Origin of the sequence: Phenylobacterium sp., from assembly GCF_036495085.1 — a bacterium.
Classification (GTDB): domain Bacteria; phylum Pseudomonadota; class Alphaproteobacteria; order Caulobacterales; family Caulobacteraceae; genus Phenylobacterium.
The window spans coordinates 14,994-30,401 of record NZ_DASXNL010000137.1 but is presented as its reverse complement, the minus strand read 5'-3'; the positions used below and the strand labels follow the sequence as shown (position 1 = coordinate 30,401).

General features: G+C 66.9%; 11 protein-coding genes. 5 read left to right on the top strand and 6 right to left on the bottom strand.

Going from position 1 to position 15,408, the window contains the following annotated elements:
• Positions 1–183: 183 nt before the first annotated feature.
• Positions 184–2,820: an aminopeptidase N gene (gene pepN / locus VGI62_RS15585; RefSeq protein WP_331505432.1), complete on the bottom strand. Its 2,637-nt coding sequence runs from the start codon at positions 2,818–2,820 to the stop codon at positions 184–186.
• Between the two features lie 182 nt (positions 2,821–3,002).
• On the opposite strand from pepN, the gene VGI62_RS15580 reads away from it, so the two are divergent.
• Both VGI62_RS15580 and VGI62_RS15575 read left to right on the top strand, forming a co-directional pair.
• Complete coding sequence (locus VGI62_RS15580; protein ID WP_331505431.1) at positions 3,003–4,118, top strand: acyl-CoA dehydrogenase family protein; 1,116 nt, start codon at positions 3,003–3,005, stop codon at positions 4,116–4,118.
• A gap of 10 nt (positions 4,119–4,128) precedes the next feature.
• A complete protein-coding gene (locus tag VGI62_RS15575; RefSeq protein WP_331505430.1) occupies positions 4,129–5,355 on the top strand; it encodes an acyl-CoA dehydrogenase family protein in 1,227 nt (408 codons plus the stop codon).
• Between the two features lie 84 nt (positions 5,356–5,439).
• On the opposite strand, the gene VGI62_RS15570 is transcribed toward VGI62_RS15575, so the two are convergent.
• The 3 genes from VGI62_RS15570 to VGI62_RS15560 form a co-directional block, all read right to left on the bottom strand.
• Positions 5,440–6,696 carry a glycosyltransferase gene (locus VGI62_RS15570; RefSeq protein ID WP_331505429.1) on the bottom strand — a complete coding sequence of 419 codons (1,257 nt, stop codon included), beginning with the start codon at positions 6,694–6,696 and terminating at the stop codon, positions 5,440–5,442.
• 192 nt (positions 6,697–6,888) lie between these two features.
• Positions 6,889–8,487: an amidase gene (locus VGI62_RS15565; RefSeq protein ID WP_331505428.1), complete on the bottom strand. Its 1,599-nt coding sequence runs from the start codon at positions 8,485–8,487 to the stop codon at positions 6,889–6,891.
• A gap of 69 nt (positions 8,488–8,556) precedes the next feature.
• On the bottom strand, positions 8,557–10,491 hold the full coding sequence (locus VGI62_RS15560) for a potassium transporter Kup (RefSeq protein WP_331505427.1): 1,935 nt from the start codon (positions 10,489–10,491) through the stop codon (positions 8,557–8,559).
• Between the two features lie 159 nt (positions 10,492–10,650).
• Here VGI62_RS15560 and VGI62_RS15555 point away from each other — a divergent pair, with 159 nt between their 5' ends.
• On the top strand, positions 10,651–12,189 hold the full coding sequence (locus VGI62_RS15555) for a DUF4118 domain-containing protein (RefSeq protein ID WP_331505426.1): 1,539 nt from the start codon (positions 10,651–10,653) through the stop codon (positions 12,187–12,189).
• The gene (locus VGI62_RS15550) at positions 12,186–12,887 is read left to right on the top strand and encodes a response regulator transcription factor (RefSeq protein ID WP_331505425.1); all 702 of its coding nucleotides are present in this window, start codon (positions 12,186–12,188) and stop codon (positions 12,885–12,887) included. The genes VGI62_RS15555 and VGI62_RS15550 overlap by 4 nt, the downstream gene beginning before the upstream one ends.
• Positions 12,888–12,939: 52 nt before the next feature.
• Here the strand turns inward: VGI62_RS15550 and VGI62_RS15545 are convergent, their stop codons facing one another.
• Entirely contained in the window at positions 12,940–13,122 is a 183-nt protein-coding gene (locus tag VGI62_RS15545) for a CsbD family protein (protein ID WP_331505424.1), read from the bottom strand.
• Positions 13,123–13,306: 184 nt separating this feature from the next.
• Here VGI62_RS15545 and ettA point away from each other — a divergent pair, with 184 nt between their 5' ends.
• The gene (gene ettA / locus VGI62_RS15540; RefSeq protein ID WP_331505423.1) at positions 13,307–14,971 is read left to right on the top strand and encodes an energy-dependent translational throttle protein EttA; all 1,665 of its coding nucleotides are present in this window, start codon (positions 13,307–13,309) and stop codon (positions 14,969–14,971) included.
• Positions 14,972–15,023: 52 nt separating this feature from the next.
• Here ettA and VGI62_RS15535 read toward each other — a convergent pair whose 3' ends face one another.
• Complete coding sequence (locus VGI62_RS15535) at positions 15,024–15,404, bottom strand: hypothetical protein (RefSeq protein WP_331505422.1); 381 nt, start codon at positions 15,402–15,404, stop codon at positions 15,024–15,026.
• Positions 15,405–15,408: the final 4 nt, after the last annotated feature.

Sequence of the window (15,408 nt, the reverse complement as noted above, 5' to 3'; positions counted from 1 at the left end):
CGACAGGTCTGCGGACCGATCCGCCGGCCGCGCCTTAGCTGGCCGCGATCGGGCCGCGCTATCGCTGTCGCCTGCAGCCAACGCCCCCCGCTCCCCCGGTTGGAAACCAAATCACCCCGATCACGAGGCAGAGTCTAAGCCGGAAGCGCAAACAGCGTCACCGTCATTCGGTGAATTATCTCGCTAAGGTTGAGTGGGCTCCTTCTCGCCCAGGGCGCGGCTGACCAGCTCGAAGACGTTCTTGGACAGCCCAGGCGCCGCCAAAATCCGCTCAAGCTCCGCCCGCATCAGGGCGCCGAGCTCGGGCTTGTAGCGCCGCCAGCCGCCGAGCGGTTCGACGAGCCTCGCTGCAGTCATCGGGTTAAAGCCGTCGGTGGCGAGGATCTGATCGGCGAGGAAGCGATAGGACGCCCCGCTCGGATCGTGGAACCGCACGGGATTGAAGTTCGCGAACGTCGAGACCAGTGCCCGCAGGCGATTGGGGTTCTTGGCCTCGAACGCCGGGTGCGCGGTCAAGGCCATGACCCGGCCGAGCGCGCCTTCGTCGGGATCACGCGCCTGGGCGGCAAACCATTTGTCGATCACCAGGGGTTCGCTCTTCCAGCGCCCGTAAAAGTCGGTCAGCGCCTTTTCGTAGAGCTCGCCACCGATCAGCGTGAGCGCCAGGAGCCCGCCCATGGTGTCGGTCATGTTGGCTGCCGCCTGATAATGGCCCGCAGCAAGCTCGCCGATCTCGGAGCGGGGATTGGCGGCCATCAGTTCTAGCGCGGCGTTGCGCAGGGCCCGGCGCCCGGCGCCGGCCGCGTCCGGCGAGAACTCGCCGATTTCCTGCAGGCCCGAGTGCAGGCGCTTGAGCTCATCGGACAGATGCAACGCCAGCCGCGTGCGAAGGGCTTCGCGGGCATCGTGGATAGCGGCGGGATCGGCGGGGTTCATGGCCAGCGCCAGGTCCGGCTCTGACGGCAAGGCCAGCAGCAGCGCCTTGAACGCCGGGTCGGCGGCCTGGTCGGCCAGCGCTCGGCCGACGGCCTCGGCGTAGCGCTCCTCGCCCACTTCATCGGCCTGGCCGGTGGCGCGGCCCAGGATCAGGGCGCGCGCCAGCTCCTGGCCCGCTTCCCAGCGATTGAAGAGATCGGGGTCGCCTGCCAGCAGGATATAGCGGTCGCGGGCCTCGGCGTTGCTGACGAGCTTCACCGGGGCTGAGAATCCCCGGAGCGCCGAAACCACGGGGCGTTCGTCGACGCCGGTCAGCGTGACCGTGGTCCGCTCGCCGTCGAGGACGATCACCGTCTCATCCAGCGCCTGTCCGTCGCGCAGGAAGGCCTGTGTCCGGCCGTCGCCGTCGAGCAGGCCGATGGTCACCGGGATGGGGAGGGGGCGCTTGGTCGGCTGGCCAGGCGTCGGCGCCGTTTCCTGCGCCAGCTCCAGCGTCAGCTCGCCGCGCGCCTCATCATAGCGGCTGGAGAGGGTCACGTTGGGCGTGCCGGCCTGCTCGTACCAGGTGAAGAAGGCTGTCAGGTCCTTGTCGGAGACCTCCGCGAAGCAGCGGATGAATTCCTCGACGGTCGTGGCGTGGCCGTCCCAGCGCTCGAAATAGAGGTCCATGCCGGCTCGGAAGGCGTCAGGCCCGATCAGGGTCTTCAGCATGCGGATCACCTCCGCGCCCTTCTCGTAGATCGTCGCTGTGTAGAAGTTGTCGATTTTCAGGTAGCTGGTGGGCCGCACGGGGTGGGCGAGCGGACCTTGGTCCTCGGCGAACTGCCGGGCGCGCAGCGCCTTGACGTCCTTGATCCGCTGCACCGCGTGGCCGCGCATGTCGGCCGAGAAGCTCTGGTCGCGGAAGACCGTCAGGCCCTCCTTCAGGCACAGCTGGAACCAGTCGCGGCAGGTGACCCGGTCGCCGGTCCAGTTGTGAAAATACTCGTGCGCAACCACGCTCTCGATGCGCTCGAAATCCATGTCGGTGGCAGTCGCCGGATCGGCCAGCAGGAGCGAGGAGTTGAAGATATTCAACCCCTTGTTCTCCATGGCCCCGAAGTTGAAGTCGCGCACTGCAACGATCATGAAGAGGTCGAGGTCGTACTCGCGCCCGAACGCGTCCTCGTCCCATTTCATCGAACGCTTCAGCGCATCCATGGCGTAGGCGGCGCGCGGCGCCATGCCCGGATCGACGTAGATGCGCAGGTCGATGGTCCGCCCGCTCATGGTGACGAGCTTGTCCTCAAGGACGTCGAGCTCGCCGGCGACGAGGGCGAACAGGTAGCAGGGTTTTGGAAACGGGTCGTTCCAGACCGCGAAGTGGCGCCCGCCCGGCAAGGGACCGGTCTCCATCAGGTTGCCGTTGGCCAGCAAGCGGGCAAAGGAATTGTCCGCCTCGATCCGTACGGTGAAGCGCGACAGGACGTCGGGGCGGTCGGGCCAGAAGGTGATCTTGCGGAAGCCCTCGGCCTCGCATTGCGTGCAGAACCGACCGGCGGACATGTAGAGCCCGTCCAGCGCCTTGTTGGCGTCGGGATCGATCTCGACTTCGGTCTCCAGCGTGAAGGCGTCCGGCGTGTCGGGAATGGTCAGGAACTCGCCGTCGATCGCGTGCTCGCCCTGCGTCAGCGCCCGCCCGTCGATCGCCACGGAGATTGCCGTCAGCCGCTCCCCGTTGAACTTCAGCGGCTCGGCATGCTCGCCGTTGCGCCGCACCTTCAATTTCGCTTTCACCCGGGTCGCGGAGGGTTTCAGCTCGAAGGTCAGGTAGACCTCGTCGACCAGGAAGGCCGGCGGCCGGTAGTCGACGAGCCGGATGGGCGGGGGGCTTTCTGTGCGCATGGCCAGCATCTAGTCCTTCACGCCCGCCGGGCCAAGGCGTGAGCCGCGCGCGCTCTGGCTGGGCCGAGCGTCAGCGCCGCGCGCCTGACGCGAGGTCACGCTTTTCAGCCTACCTGCGGCGCGTATGCTGGCTATCGAGGAACCCTTTCGAAGTCCGGGAAAACCGGCGGGACAGGCGGCGCATGAACTTCGATTTCTCCGACGACCAGAAATTCCTGAAATCCGAGGCGCGAAAGTTCCTCGACGCCAACGCCTCGCCCGAGCGCGTGCGCGCCGTGCTGGACGATGAGGGAAAGGCTTTTGACCAGGCTCTCTGGAAGGCTGTGGCCGAACAGGGCTGGCTGGGCGCGGCGATACCCGAACAATACGGCGGCCTCGGCTTGGGCCACCTCGAGCTCTGCGTGATTGCCGAGGAACTCGGCAGGGCGGTCGCCCCGATCCCCTTTGCCTCGACCGTATATTTTCTGGCCGAGGCGATCCTGTTGGCCGGCGACGACGAGCAGAAGTCGGACCTGCTGCCGAAGATCGCCGCAGGCCGGATCATCGGGGCGATCGCCACGTCCGAGGGGCCGGGCGCGACGACCGCGGCGACCGTCCGGGCCACGGTCTCCGACGGCCGCCTGAACGGCGTCAAGCTGCCGGTCACAGACGGCGACATCGCCGATGTCGCGCTGGTGCTGGCCAAGGAGAATGGCAAGCCAGGTCTATTCCTGGTCGATCTCGAGGGCGCTGGCGTGACCCGCCAGGCGCTGAAGACCCTGGATCCGACGCGCGATGCCGCCAAGCTCACCTTCAGTGATGCGCCGGTCAGTCGCTTGGGGTCGGCCGGGGCGGGTATGGAGCTCGTCGAGCAGATCTTCGACAGGGCCGCGATCCTGCTGGCTTTCGAGCAGTGCGGCGGCGCCGACAAATGCCTTGAGATGGCCAAGGCCTACGCGCTGGAACGCTACGCCTTCGGTCGCGTCATCGCCTCCTATCAGGCGATCAAGCACAAGCTGGCCGACGTCTACGTCAAGAACGAGCTGGCGCGCTCCAACGCCTACTACGGGGCCTGGGCGCTCAATACCAATGCGCCGGAGACGCCATTGGCGGCAAGCGCGGCGCGGATCGCCGCCTCAGAGGCCTTCTGGTTCGCCGCGAAAGAGAACATCCAGACCCACGGCGGCATTGGTTTCACCTGGGAGATGGACTGCCATCTCTACTACCGCCGGTCGCGCCAGCTCAGCCTCGTGGCCGGTGCGCCCCGCGTCTGGAAGGAACGGCTGGTCAGCCATCTCGAACGCCGCAACGCGGCCTAGGAGCGGACAGATGGACTTCAACGACACACCCGAAGAAGCCGCCTATCGCACCCAGGTCAAAGCCTGGCTCGACGCCAATGCGCCCAAGCGCGGTTCCGCAGACGACGGCGAGGGCGGCGGGGCGATGGCCGAGTCGAAGGCTTGGCAGGCCAAGAAGGCCGCCGCGGGTTATGCCCAGATCACCTGGCCCAAAGAATGGGGCGGTGCGGGCGGAACACCGGTGCAGCAGGTGATCTTCAACCAGGAAGAGGCCAGGCATCCGGTGCCGGGCAACCCCTTCCAGATCGGCCTGGGCATGTGCGTGCCGACGGTGATGGCCTTCGCCGACGAAGCGACCAAGGCGCGGTTCGTCGGGCCGGCGCTACGCGGCGAGGAGATCTGGTGCCAGCTCTTCTCGGAGCCCTCGGGCGGATCGGATGTGGCGGCCGCGCGGACCAAGGCGGTGCGTGCGCCCGACGGTTCAGGCGACTGGCTGATCTCCGGCCAGAAGGTGTGGACAACGGGCGCGCAGTTCTCGGATTTCGGCATCGTCGTTTGCCGCACCAACCCGGACGCGCCGAAGCACAAAGGCCTGACTATGTTCTGGGTCGACATGCGCGACCCGGGCATCGAGGTGAAGCCGATCCATCAGATGTCCGGCGGGTCCGGCTTCAACGAGGTGTTTTTCACCGACGTCAGGGTCAAGGACAGCCAGCGGCTGGGGGCGATCGATGACGGCTGGAAGGTGAGCCTGGTCACGCTCATGAATGAGCGCCTGGCCGTGGGCGGGCCGTCGGGGGCGGGTTGGGCCCAGTTCCTGGAGGTAGCGCGCGGCATCACCGGCCTCGATGGCGCACCGGTCCTGAAGGACCAGGCGATTCGTGAGAAGCTGGCGGACTGGTACGTGGCGACCGAGGGCCTGAAGCACACCCGAAACCGCACCATGACGGCGCTGTCGCGAGGCCAGACACCGGGGCCTGAAAGCTCCATCGGCAAGGTGGTGAGCGCGCTGCAAATGCAGGACCTCGGCAATGCCGCGGTCGAGATGCTGGATCAGTTCGGGATCATCAACGACCCCGACCTGGCGCCGCTGCACGCCGGCTTCCACGCTTCGCTGATGTCCGCGCCGGGTCTTCGGATCGCCGGCGGCACCGACGAAATCCTGAAGAATATCATCGCCGAGCGGGTTCTTGGCCTGCCGGGCGATATTCGCGTCGACAAGGACGTGGCCTTCAAGGACATGCCGACCGGGCGATAGTTTTCGGCGCAGCCTGCGAGGGCAGGCCGTGGGATCGTGCCGGCTCGGCTGCCGGAAGACGCTTCAACCTTCCCGCATCTTCCCCTACGCGCTTAGCCTCATCGGCGGGCGCCGCGGCGTGCGGTCGAGGAGCCGAACGTAGAGCCGGGTCAGCCCCTCGAAGGTGTGGTCCCAGCTGTGACGGGTCTCCGCCCGTCGGCGCGCGGCGAGTTTCAGGGCTCCGAGATCGCGCGCGAAGAGGGTATCGACCGCGTCAGCCAGGTTCGCCGGGTCGACACCGTGAGCAAGCTGGCCCACGGCCTCGTCGAGAAGCTCGCCGACGCCGCCCTTGTTGGGCCCGATCACCGGCAGGCCGGCCGCCATGGCCTCCAGCACCACCAGCCCGAATATTTCATTCTCGTTGGCGTGCAGGAAGGCGTCGCAACTGGCGATGACCCCGGCCAGGCGTTCCGGCGCGCGCTCGAAATCAATGCAGGCGACGCGGCTGCTGTAGCGGACGTCCTTGCCTGCTCCGATGAGCACCAGACGGTAGGGATCGCCGAGCTTCTCCACGGCGGCCACCATGGCGTCGATGTTCTTCTCCCGCGCCGGGCGGCCGGCAAAGACCAGCAAGCGGCAATTGGTCGGGAATCCCAGCCGCCGGAGCAGGGCTGCGCGGTCACCGCGGCTTGGGTGGAAGAGGTCGAGATCGACCCCCAGGGGATGTACGCTCACCCGCTCGACGCCGGCGTCGGCGAGGCGCGAGGCGGTGTGGCGGCTCGGCGCCACCACATGGTCGAAGCGCTGATAGGCTTGGGCCCAGAGGTTGAAGGTCGGCTGCTCGGCCCAGTCGCCAAGGTGCAGGGCCGCCAGCGTCGGCGCGTCGGTATGGCAGACGCCGACCACCGGCACGCCCAGCGCCTCCCCTGCCTCCATCGCCGCGTGACCCGGCACGAAGACATCGCCGGCCTCGATGATGTCAGGCTCCAGGAGGCGCAGCACCGAGGCCCACTTGGTCGGGCTGGCGGGCATTCGGTAGCCGTCTCCGAAGGGCAGCTTGGCCGCCGAGATCGTGTGCAGGCCGGGCGCCTCGGCGCGGGTGGCCGAACCGGGCACCACCAGGGTGTGGCGGACATCTGGCCGACGGCTCTCGAGCCAGGCGCGCTTGGCGGTCAGGTAGCGTTTCACCCCGCCGGAGCGCGGCGCGTACATCATTGTCGTGTCGATGAGGTGAAAGCCTGGGGCCGCACCGTCGGAAGCGCCTTCGACCTCTGGACGCGGCGATCTGTCCGGTTTCACCCCAGAGGCGTCGAAATCCGAAACCCCGACGACCCGCTCAATTCTTCGTTCCTCGAACGCCATTGAAGACACCCCCGTTGAGGACGCAACGAACAGTCCGGCGCGCTCACGCCGGCGCTTGGCCCCCCGCTTTTCCGCTGGGGTGGTCCGGCTTGCCGATCTATTCCAAAGCTTGGCCAGGGGAAGGGCCTTTTTTTCTGCGAACGCTGAAGCTTCATACTCAAATTGGGGCGAAACGCGGACTGGGCAAGGGCCTCAACGCGGATCGTAGGCTTTCGCGAATTCCGGCCTCGCGCCGATGTTGGGCAAGAATTGTGGATTTATCCGGGCATGGGTCGCCTGTTCGAAGGCGTAACCCAGGGCCAGCAGTCGCGCCTCGGACCAGGCCGGCCCGATCAGCGACAGGTTTACCGGCAGACCGGAGACGTCACCCATTGGCACGGTGAGATGTGGATATCCCGCTACAGCCGGCAGGGTCGAATAGGAGCCCAGGGCCCGAGCGCCGTCGATCGGATCGACCATGAAGGCCGGGCCGGTGGAGGGTCCGACCAGCGCCTCGACGTTGTTGTCCTGCAGCATCTTGTCCAGGGCCTCCCGCGCCATCTTACGTGCTGCAGCGCGTTTCTGCAGATAAGGTTCGTCGGTGATCGCGGGCGCCTTGGCGGCCTGTTCGAAAATCTCCTGACCAAACAAAGGCGTTTCCCGCGGTTCCCGAGCGTTGAAGGCGATCAACTGCTCGAGGGTGCGCGTCTTCACCTTGGCCGGCGTCGAGGCCAGGTAAGCGTTGAGCGACGCCTTGAATTCGACGCGCAACGCCTCCGATTCGTTGCCGGCGATGGCGTTAAGGGTTGAATCCTCCAGGCCTCTTACCTCTACCAGCACCGCGCCGGCCTTGCGCAGGGTGGCGAGCTGTTCCTCGAAGATCGCGTCCGTTTGCGGCGAACGTCCGGCCGTCATCCGCAGGACGCCGATCCTTGCGCCCTTCAAAGCGTCAGCCTTGAGGCCGGCCAGGTAGTCGGCCTTGTGCGCGTCGGCCTCCTTCGTCCAAGGATCGGCCGGATCGGAGCCGGCGATCACGCCCAGCACGGCGGCCGCGTCCCTCACCGTGCGGGTCATCGGTCCGGGCGTGTCCTGCTCGGGAGAAATCGGCACCACAAAGGTGCGCGAAACCAAACCAACGGTTGGCTTGAGCCCCACCACCCCATTGCTCGCAGCTGGACAGGTGACGGAGCCGTCCGTCTCTGTGCCGATGGCCTCGGTCGCCAGGCCGGCCGCCACAGCCGCGCCAGAGCCGGCGCTGGAGCCGCAGGCGCTTCGATCGAGGGAATAGGGGTTGCGCACGAGGCCGCCGATCGCCGTCCAGCCGCTGATGGAGCGGGTGGAGCGGAAGTTCGCCCACTCCGAAAGGTTTGCCTTGCCGATGATCACCGCGCCCGCGGCGGTCAGCCGGCGGACAATCGTGGCGTCTCGACCGGTGACATTGTCCTTCAGCGCCAGCGAGCCCGCGGTGGTCGCGACACCGTCGTCAGCCTCGATGTTATCCTTCAGCAGCACCGGGATGCCGTGCAGCGGTCCGCGCACGTGGCCTGCCTTGCGCTCGGCGTCCAGCTTTCGGGCGTCGGCCAGGGCGTGCGGATTGAGTGCGATCACGCTGTTGAGCTTGGGGCCGCCTCTATCGAGGGCCGAAATCCTTGCGAGGTAATCCCTGACCAGGGCCTCAGACGTCAGGGTTCCAGCCGCCATCGCCTCCTGCTGTTCGGCGCCCGATGCGAAGGGGCTGAGCGGCTGGGCCATGGCTTGGCCGGTTAGGGCGAGGGTGGCGAGCGCTGCTGAGAAGGTGAGTTCCCTGAACATTCGCGTCCCCCGACTCCGACCCGCTCATTGGAGCCGACCCGGACGGAAAAGGCCAGCGGCCAAACTCGCCTAGAACGCGACTTGGGCGCCCAGTTCCACAACGCGCGAAGGCGGAATCTGGAAGAAGTCGGCGGTGCGTACGGCGTTGCGGGTCAGGAAGACGAACAGCAGGTCCAGCATGTGGCCGAGCCCGCCGCCACGGCGCGGCAGGAGGGTCCGTCGACTGAGGAAGAACGAGGTCCGCATGATGTCGAACTTCAGCCCTTTGGCGCGCGCAAGCGCCATACCCTTGGCGACGTTGGGCGTTTCCATGAATCCGAAAGACAAGGTCATGGATTTGAAGCCGGGCGCCAGGTCGGTGACCTCGACGCGGTCGGCGTCCACCACCCGTGGGCGGCGGGCCACCTTGACCGTCAGCAGGACCACCTGCTCATGCAGGACCTGATTGTGCTTGAGGTTGTGCATCAGGGCGGCGGGAACCGCCGTGGGGCTGGAGGTCAGGAACACCGCAGCGCCGCGGGCGCGCAGCGGCGGGCGCTGGGTCAGCATCGGCAGCACGTCGGCCATGGTCAGATCATTCTGCTCGGCGCGCGTCACCCTCGTGACCCCTCGCATCCAGGTCCACATGATCAGGATCAGCCCGGAAGCGATCAGCAACGGGACATAGCCGCCGTGAACGACCTTGGTCAGATTGGCTGCCAGGAACGCGGACTCGATCACCAGGAACGGGGAGAACGCCAACAAGGCTTGCCAGATCGGCCGTTGCTTCAGCCGGTGGATCGCTACGACCGCCAGCACCGAGGAGGTGATCATCGCGCCGACGACCGAGACGCCGTAGGCGTTGGCCAGGCCATCCGACGACCTGAAGCCGAGCACCAGGGCGATGACGCCGAACAGCAGGATCCAGTTGATCTGCGGCGCATAGATCTGGCCGATTTGCGCCTCGGACGTCGGCCGCAGCGTCATGCGCGGCAGGAGGCCGAGCTGCACCGCCTGCTGGGTCATCGAAAAGGCGCCGGATATCACCGCCTGGCTGGCGATCACGGTGGCGGCCGTGGCAAGCGCCACGAGGGGAATCTGGAACCAATCCGGGGCCAGGCGGAAGAACGGGTTGTCGACGGCGGCCGGGTTGGTCAGCACCAGGGCGCCTTGGCCCAGGTAGTTGGCGATCAGGCAGGGGAACACCAGCGCCACCCAGGTCAGTTGGATGGGCTTGCGGCCGAAATGGCCCATGTCCGCATAGAGCGCCTCGGCGCCGGTGACGGTCAGGAACACCGAGCCCAGGATCGCCGGGGCGATCTTCGGATGATGCGCCAGGACCGCCAGGCCGGGCAGCGGGTTCAGGGCGGCCAGCATCTGCGGCGCCTTAGCGAGCGAGGCCAGGCCGAGCACGGCAATGGTCGCAAACCAGGCGACGCAGACGGGACCGAACCAGCGACCTATGCCGCCGGTGCCGCGCCTTTGGACGACGAACAGGGCCACCAGCACCGCGACGGCCAGGGGCACGACAAAGGGATCGATGCGCCCGCTGAGGCCATGCACGACCTTCAGGCCCTCCACCGCTGATAGGACGGAGATCGCCGGCGTCAGGACTGCGTCGCCGAAGAACATGCCGGCGCCGACCATTCCGATGGCCAGAATCAGCCCCGCCCCGCGGCCGCCCGCTCTCTGAACCAGCGCCATCAGCGAAAGGGTGCCGCCTTCACCACGATTGTCGAAGCGCATGAGGATCACGACGTACTTGAGCGTCACGATCACCATCAGCGTCCAGAGCATCAGCGAGATCACCCCGATGACATCGGCCTGGGCGAGCCGGCCGCCGACGCGGGACAGATGCGTGACGGACTCCCGAAAAGAGTAGAGAGGGCTGGTGCCGATGTCGCCGTACACGACACCAGCGGACCCGAGCGCGAGCGTCAGAAGGGTTCGCAGGCTCTGCGCCGGAGCGGGAGCCGTATCGCGGGGCTCGGCGGTTGTGGCGGTCTGGTTGGTCGAAGCGGACATTCTGGAACGCCGAGATCCTAAGCCTGTCGAACGCCGCTTGTCGCTCAGGGGGACATAAAGGTCCCATGTGGTTGTCGAGGCCGGCGGCCGGAAAGCCTTGCGCCGGCGGGAGCGAAGGGCCTTCTTTGCGCCGTTCGAGCTGCCTTCGGAGGCGCACCCGTGAGCCCTGCCATCGATCTTGCCGGCGATCCGCACACCGAGCGCCTGCACCCGGCGGCGGCCTATGCCTTGTCGCTGCTCATGGTTGCGGGTGCGACGCTGGCCGCGGTGCTGGTTGATCGCATGCAGACGATCCCGAACCTGTCGCTGGTCTTCGTGCTGCCGGTGGTCATCGCCGCGGTGAGCTTTGGCTGGGGTCCGGCGCTCGCAGCGGCGATCGGCGGCGTACTTGCGTTCAACTTCTTCCTGATCGCGCCCATCTACAGCCTCAATGTCGCCGATCCGGCGAACCTGTGGGCGTTGATGCTCCTTTTGATCACCGCGGCCATCGTAAGCGCGGTCGCGGCCCAGTCACGTCGGCGCGCGGTCGAGGCCCGCAAAGCCGTGGATCAGGCGACCGCCCTGCAGGCCCTTGCCCGCAATCTGGTGGCTGCAAGCGGCGGCCAGGGCGCGGCCGCGGCCAGCGCCGAAGCCCTTGCGCGGCTCTTCCAGGCGCCAGCCGTCGTGCTGCTGCAACAAGATGAGCTCGCCGTCGCCGGCCGGGCCGGGGACAGGGATCTGACGGCGGCCGACCTGGAGGCCGCTGGCTGGGCGCTGGCGGCGCGTATGCCGACGCGCGGCGGGGCCTATCCGGTGGAGGGCGCGGCATATGACTTCTGGCCGGTGGTCACGCCGCAGCGACAGCAGGCGGTGATCGGAGTGGCGATCTCGCATGCCGAGACCGGGCGGCCCGCCTCGCCCGAGCGACTGGTGGAAATCGTCAGCGGGTATCTGGCCGTGGCGCTTGATCGCGAGGCCTATGCCGCGCAGGTCCTCGACAGCCGCGTGGAGGTGGCGAGCGAGCGCCTGAAGGCCGACCTGCTGGCCGCCGTGTCGCACGACCTGAAGACGCCGCTGTCGACTGTGCTGTTCACCCTGCAGAGCCTGCAGAAGTTCGCCGAGACCCATGACGCAAAGACCCGCGCCGAACTCCTGACCCTGGCTGAAACGGAGACCGCACGGCTGTCGGCCATGCTTGGCAACCTTCTGGACATGAACCGGCTCGACGCCGGGGCGGTGGTCGTGAAGACCGCAGCCGTCGAGCCCGCGGAACTGACCGCCGAGGCTCTTCGCAGCGCGGCCATGGCGCTTGCCGACCGGCAGGTGGTCAACGAGGTGAGACCTGGCGCGGCGCCGATGATGGTTGACGCCTCCCTGTTCGAGACGGCGCTCGCCAACGTGCTGGAAAACGCCGCCAAATACGCGCCGGCCGGATCGAAGATCTGGGTGCGTAACGGCGCGGGCAGGGGCGCGGGCTGGATCGAGGTGGAGGACGAAGGGCCGGGCTTTCCCGAGGCGATCGAGCCTCTGTTCGAGAAATTCTCCCGCGGTGTCTCCGGCGACGGGCGCCCGCCTGGGACCGGCCTTGGCCTTTCGATCGCGCGCGGCTTCCTGGAAGCGCAGGGCGGCCGCGTCGAGGCCCAGAACCGGGCCGGCGGCAGGGGCGCGCGGGTGAGGCTGTCGGCGCCGCTTGCTCGAGCGCTCCCGGCGCCGGCGTGATCAAAGCCGTCGCCGATCCCGCCACGGTGCTGGTCGTAGAGGACGACGCGAGCCTCAACGCAGCGCTGGCGACGACCTTGAAGGCTGCAGGGTTTCGCCCCGTCACAGCGCGCACGGCGGCCGAGGGCCTGCGCTGGTTTACCCATTACGCACCGGACCTCGTCCTGCTTGATCTGGGCCTGCCGGACCGTGACGGCCTTTCCGTGATCGCCGATATCCGCGCCAAGGGCCTGACGACGCCGATCGTGGTGCTGTCTGCGCGCGACGCCGAAGCGATGAAAGTCGAAGCGCTCGATCTGGGCGCTGACGACTATGTGCAGAAGCCGTTCGGGGTCGACGAATTGCTCGCGCGGTTGCGCGCCGGGCTGAGGCACGCGGTCCAGGTGCGCGGCTCGGCGCCCCTGGTGCGGACAGGCGACCTCGAGATCGACCTTGGCCTCCGGTTGGTGACCAAGGCGCATGCGCCGCTGAGGTTGTCGCCCAAGGAGTATGACCTGTTGGCTGAGTTGGCGCTGAACCTCGGCCGCACCGTCAGTCACAGAGAGCTGTTGCGCGCGATCTGGGGAAGCGAGCGGGCCGACATCCAGTACCTGCGGGTCTACATCGGCCAGCTCCGGCAGAAATTAGGGAGCACCGCGGACGCCCCGCTGCTCGTCAGCGTGCCGGGCATCGGCTATCGGCTCGCCGCGATCTCCTGAGCCGGACGCAGCGGGGGCCGCGGATCGAACCGCGGCCCCCGAGCTCGGACTTTCAGTGCTTGAGCGTCTTGTTAGCGGCGTCCTTCAGCGAGCCGACGCCTTTCTGCACCTTTCCGGCGACGCGTTCCGCCGCGCCCTCCGCGGCCATCCGGTCGTTTCCGGTGGCCTTGCCCAAACCTTCCTTGATTGAACCCTTGGCGTCTTTCGCGGCGCCCTTAACTTCGTCCTTGTCCATGGGAGTGGCCTTTACGCTAAGCGGCCGGCGGCCGTTGTGATGAGTACGCGGAAGGCTTGGGTAGGTTCCGGCGCGGCGTTGCGTCGTCGCCCGAAACCGGAGGGATGATTGCGCCGCGGCCTTCGCCCCGCTATCTGCACGCCTCAATTCCCAATCACTTCGATCGAGCGGTGCGGACGCCCCCATGGCGCAGCAATATATCTATCAAATGCAGGGCCTGACGAAGGCCTTCCCCGGTGCCCCAAAGAAGACCTTCGAGAACATCTGGCTGTCGTTCTATCCCGACGCGAAGATCGGCGTTGTGGGCGTCAACGGCTCCGGAAAGTCGACCCTGCTGAAGATCATGGCCGGCATCGACAAGGAGTTCTCGGGCGAAGCTTGGGCGGCCGACGGCGTGAAGCGCGGCTACCTGGAGCAGGAGCCGCACCTGGACGACAAGCTCGACGTCTGGGGCAACGTCATCGCCTGGTGCGAGGAGAAGAAGCTCTTCGACGAATACAACGCCATCGCCGCCAAGCTCGGCGAGGACTATAGCGACGAGCTGATGGAGGAGATGACGGCCCTCCAGGAGAAGCTGGACGCCGGTGACCTCTGGGACATCGACAGCCGTATCGAGATGGCGATGGACGCGCTTCGGTGCCCCGCCAACGACTGGCCGGTCGACAAGCTTTCGGGCGGCGAGCGGCGGCGCGTTGCGCTGGCTCGCCTGCTGCTCTCCAAGCCCGACATGATGCTGCTGGACGAGCCCACCAACCACCTGGACGCCGAAAGCGTGGCCTGGTTGCAGCACCACCTGGAGAGCTTTCCTGGCTGCATCATCCTGGTGACCCACGACCGCTATTTCCTGGACCAGGTGACCAAGTGGACGCTGGAGCTCGATCGCGGCAAGGGCATCCCCTACGAGGGCAACTACTCCTCCTGGCTGGAGCAGAAGACCAAGCGCATCGCCCAGGAAGAGCGCGAGGAAGCCGGCAAGAAGCGCACGATCGAGCGCGAGCTGGCGTGGGTGCGTTCATCGCCGAGCGCGCGGCGCACGAAGTCCAAGGCGCGGCTCGCGGCTTTCCACGACCTGCAGAACGAAGCCGAGAACGCCAAGCAGACCTTCGCCCAGATCCAGATCCCGCCCGGACCCAGGCTGGGACAGCAGGTGATCGAGGTCGCGGGGCTGGAGAAGGAGTACGGCGACAAGCTCCTCTTCAAGGACCTGACCTTCAAGCTGCCGCCCGGCGGCATTGTCGGGGTGATCGGACCGAACGGGGCGGGCAAATCGACGCTGTTCAAGATCATCACAGGTCAGGAAACGCCGGACCAGGGCTCGGTGAAGCTCGGCGAGACTGTGAAGCTCGCCTACGTCGACCAGAGCCGCGACAGTCTGGATCCCAAGAAGAACGTCTGGGAGGAGATTTCCGGCGGCCTCGACATCATGAAGGTGGGCGGGCGCGAGATCCCCAGCCGCGCTTATGTGGGCTCCTTCAACTTCAAGGGCGCCGATCAGCAAAAGAAGGTCGGCCTGCTGTCAGGCGGTGAACGCAATCGCGTGCATCTGGCCAAGACGCTGGCCGCCGGCGGCAATGTGATCCTGCTCGACGAGCCGACCAACGACCTGGATGTGGAGACCCTTGGCGCCCTGGAAAGCGCGCTCGAGGACTTCCCCGGCTGCGCCGTTGTGATCAGCCACGACCGCTTCTTCCTCGATCGCCTGGCGACCCACATCCTGGCCTTCGAAGGCGATAGCCAGGTCGACTGGTTCGAAGGCAACTTCGAAGCCTACGAAGAGGATAAAAAGCGCCGGCTCGGAGCCGACAGCCTGATCCCCCACCGCGTGAAGTTCCAAAAGTTCACGCGGTAACGGCGCAGGGGCGCCCGTTGCCCCTGCGGGATCCCGGTAGCGTCAGTCAGACCTAGGCGCCGTTGTTCGGAGCCTTCGGCGGCGTCGTGCTCGGGGCGGCCTCCGGCGTCGTGGAGGCGGGAGGATTGACCGGCCCGGTCGAGGAGGGTTCAGCCGACGGTTTGGCGTCCGGCGTGGAACGAACGTCGGACCCGGCGGTCGCCGAGGCATTTGTGCCCGACCCGGTCGAAGCCGCAGTCTGGCCGGAACTCCAGTCCTTAGACGCCCGCTGCTTCGGCGAAGCGCTCAGGTAGGCGTCCAGTTGGCTGTAGGGAATCGGCTCCTTCGGGCTCATCGCCATGGTCGAATGCGCCGAATGCTTGGTGGCGGCGAACGCAGTTCCGCCGCAGAGCGCTAGCGCCGCTGCGCCCGTAGCCAGGAAGAAAGTCTTCATCAGA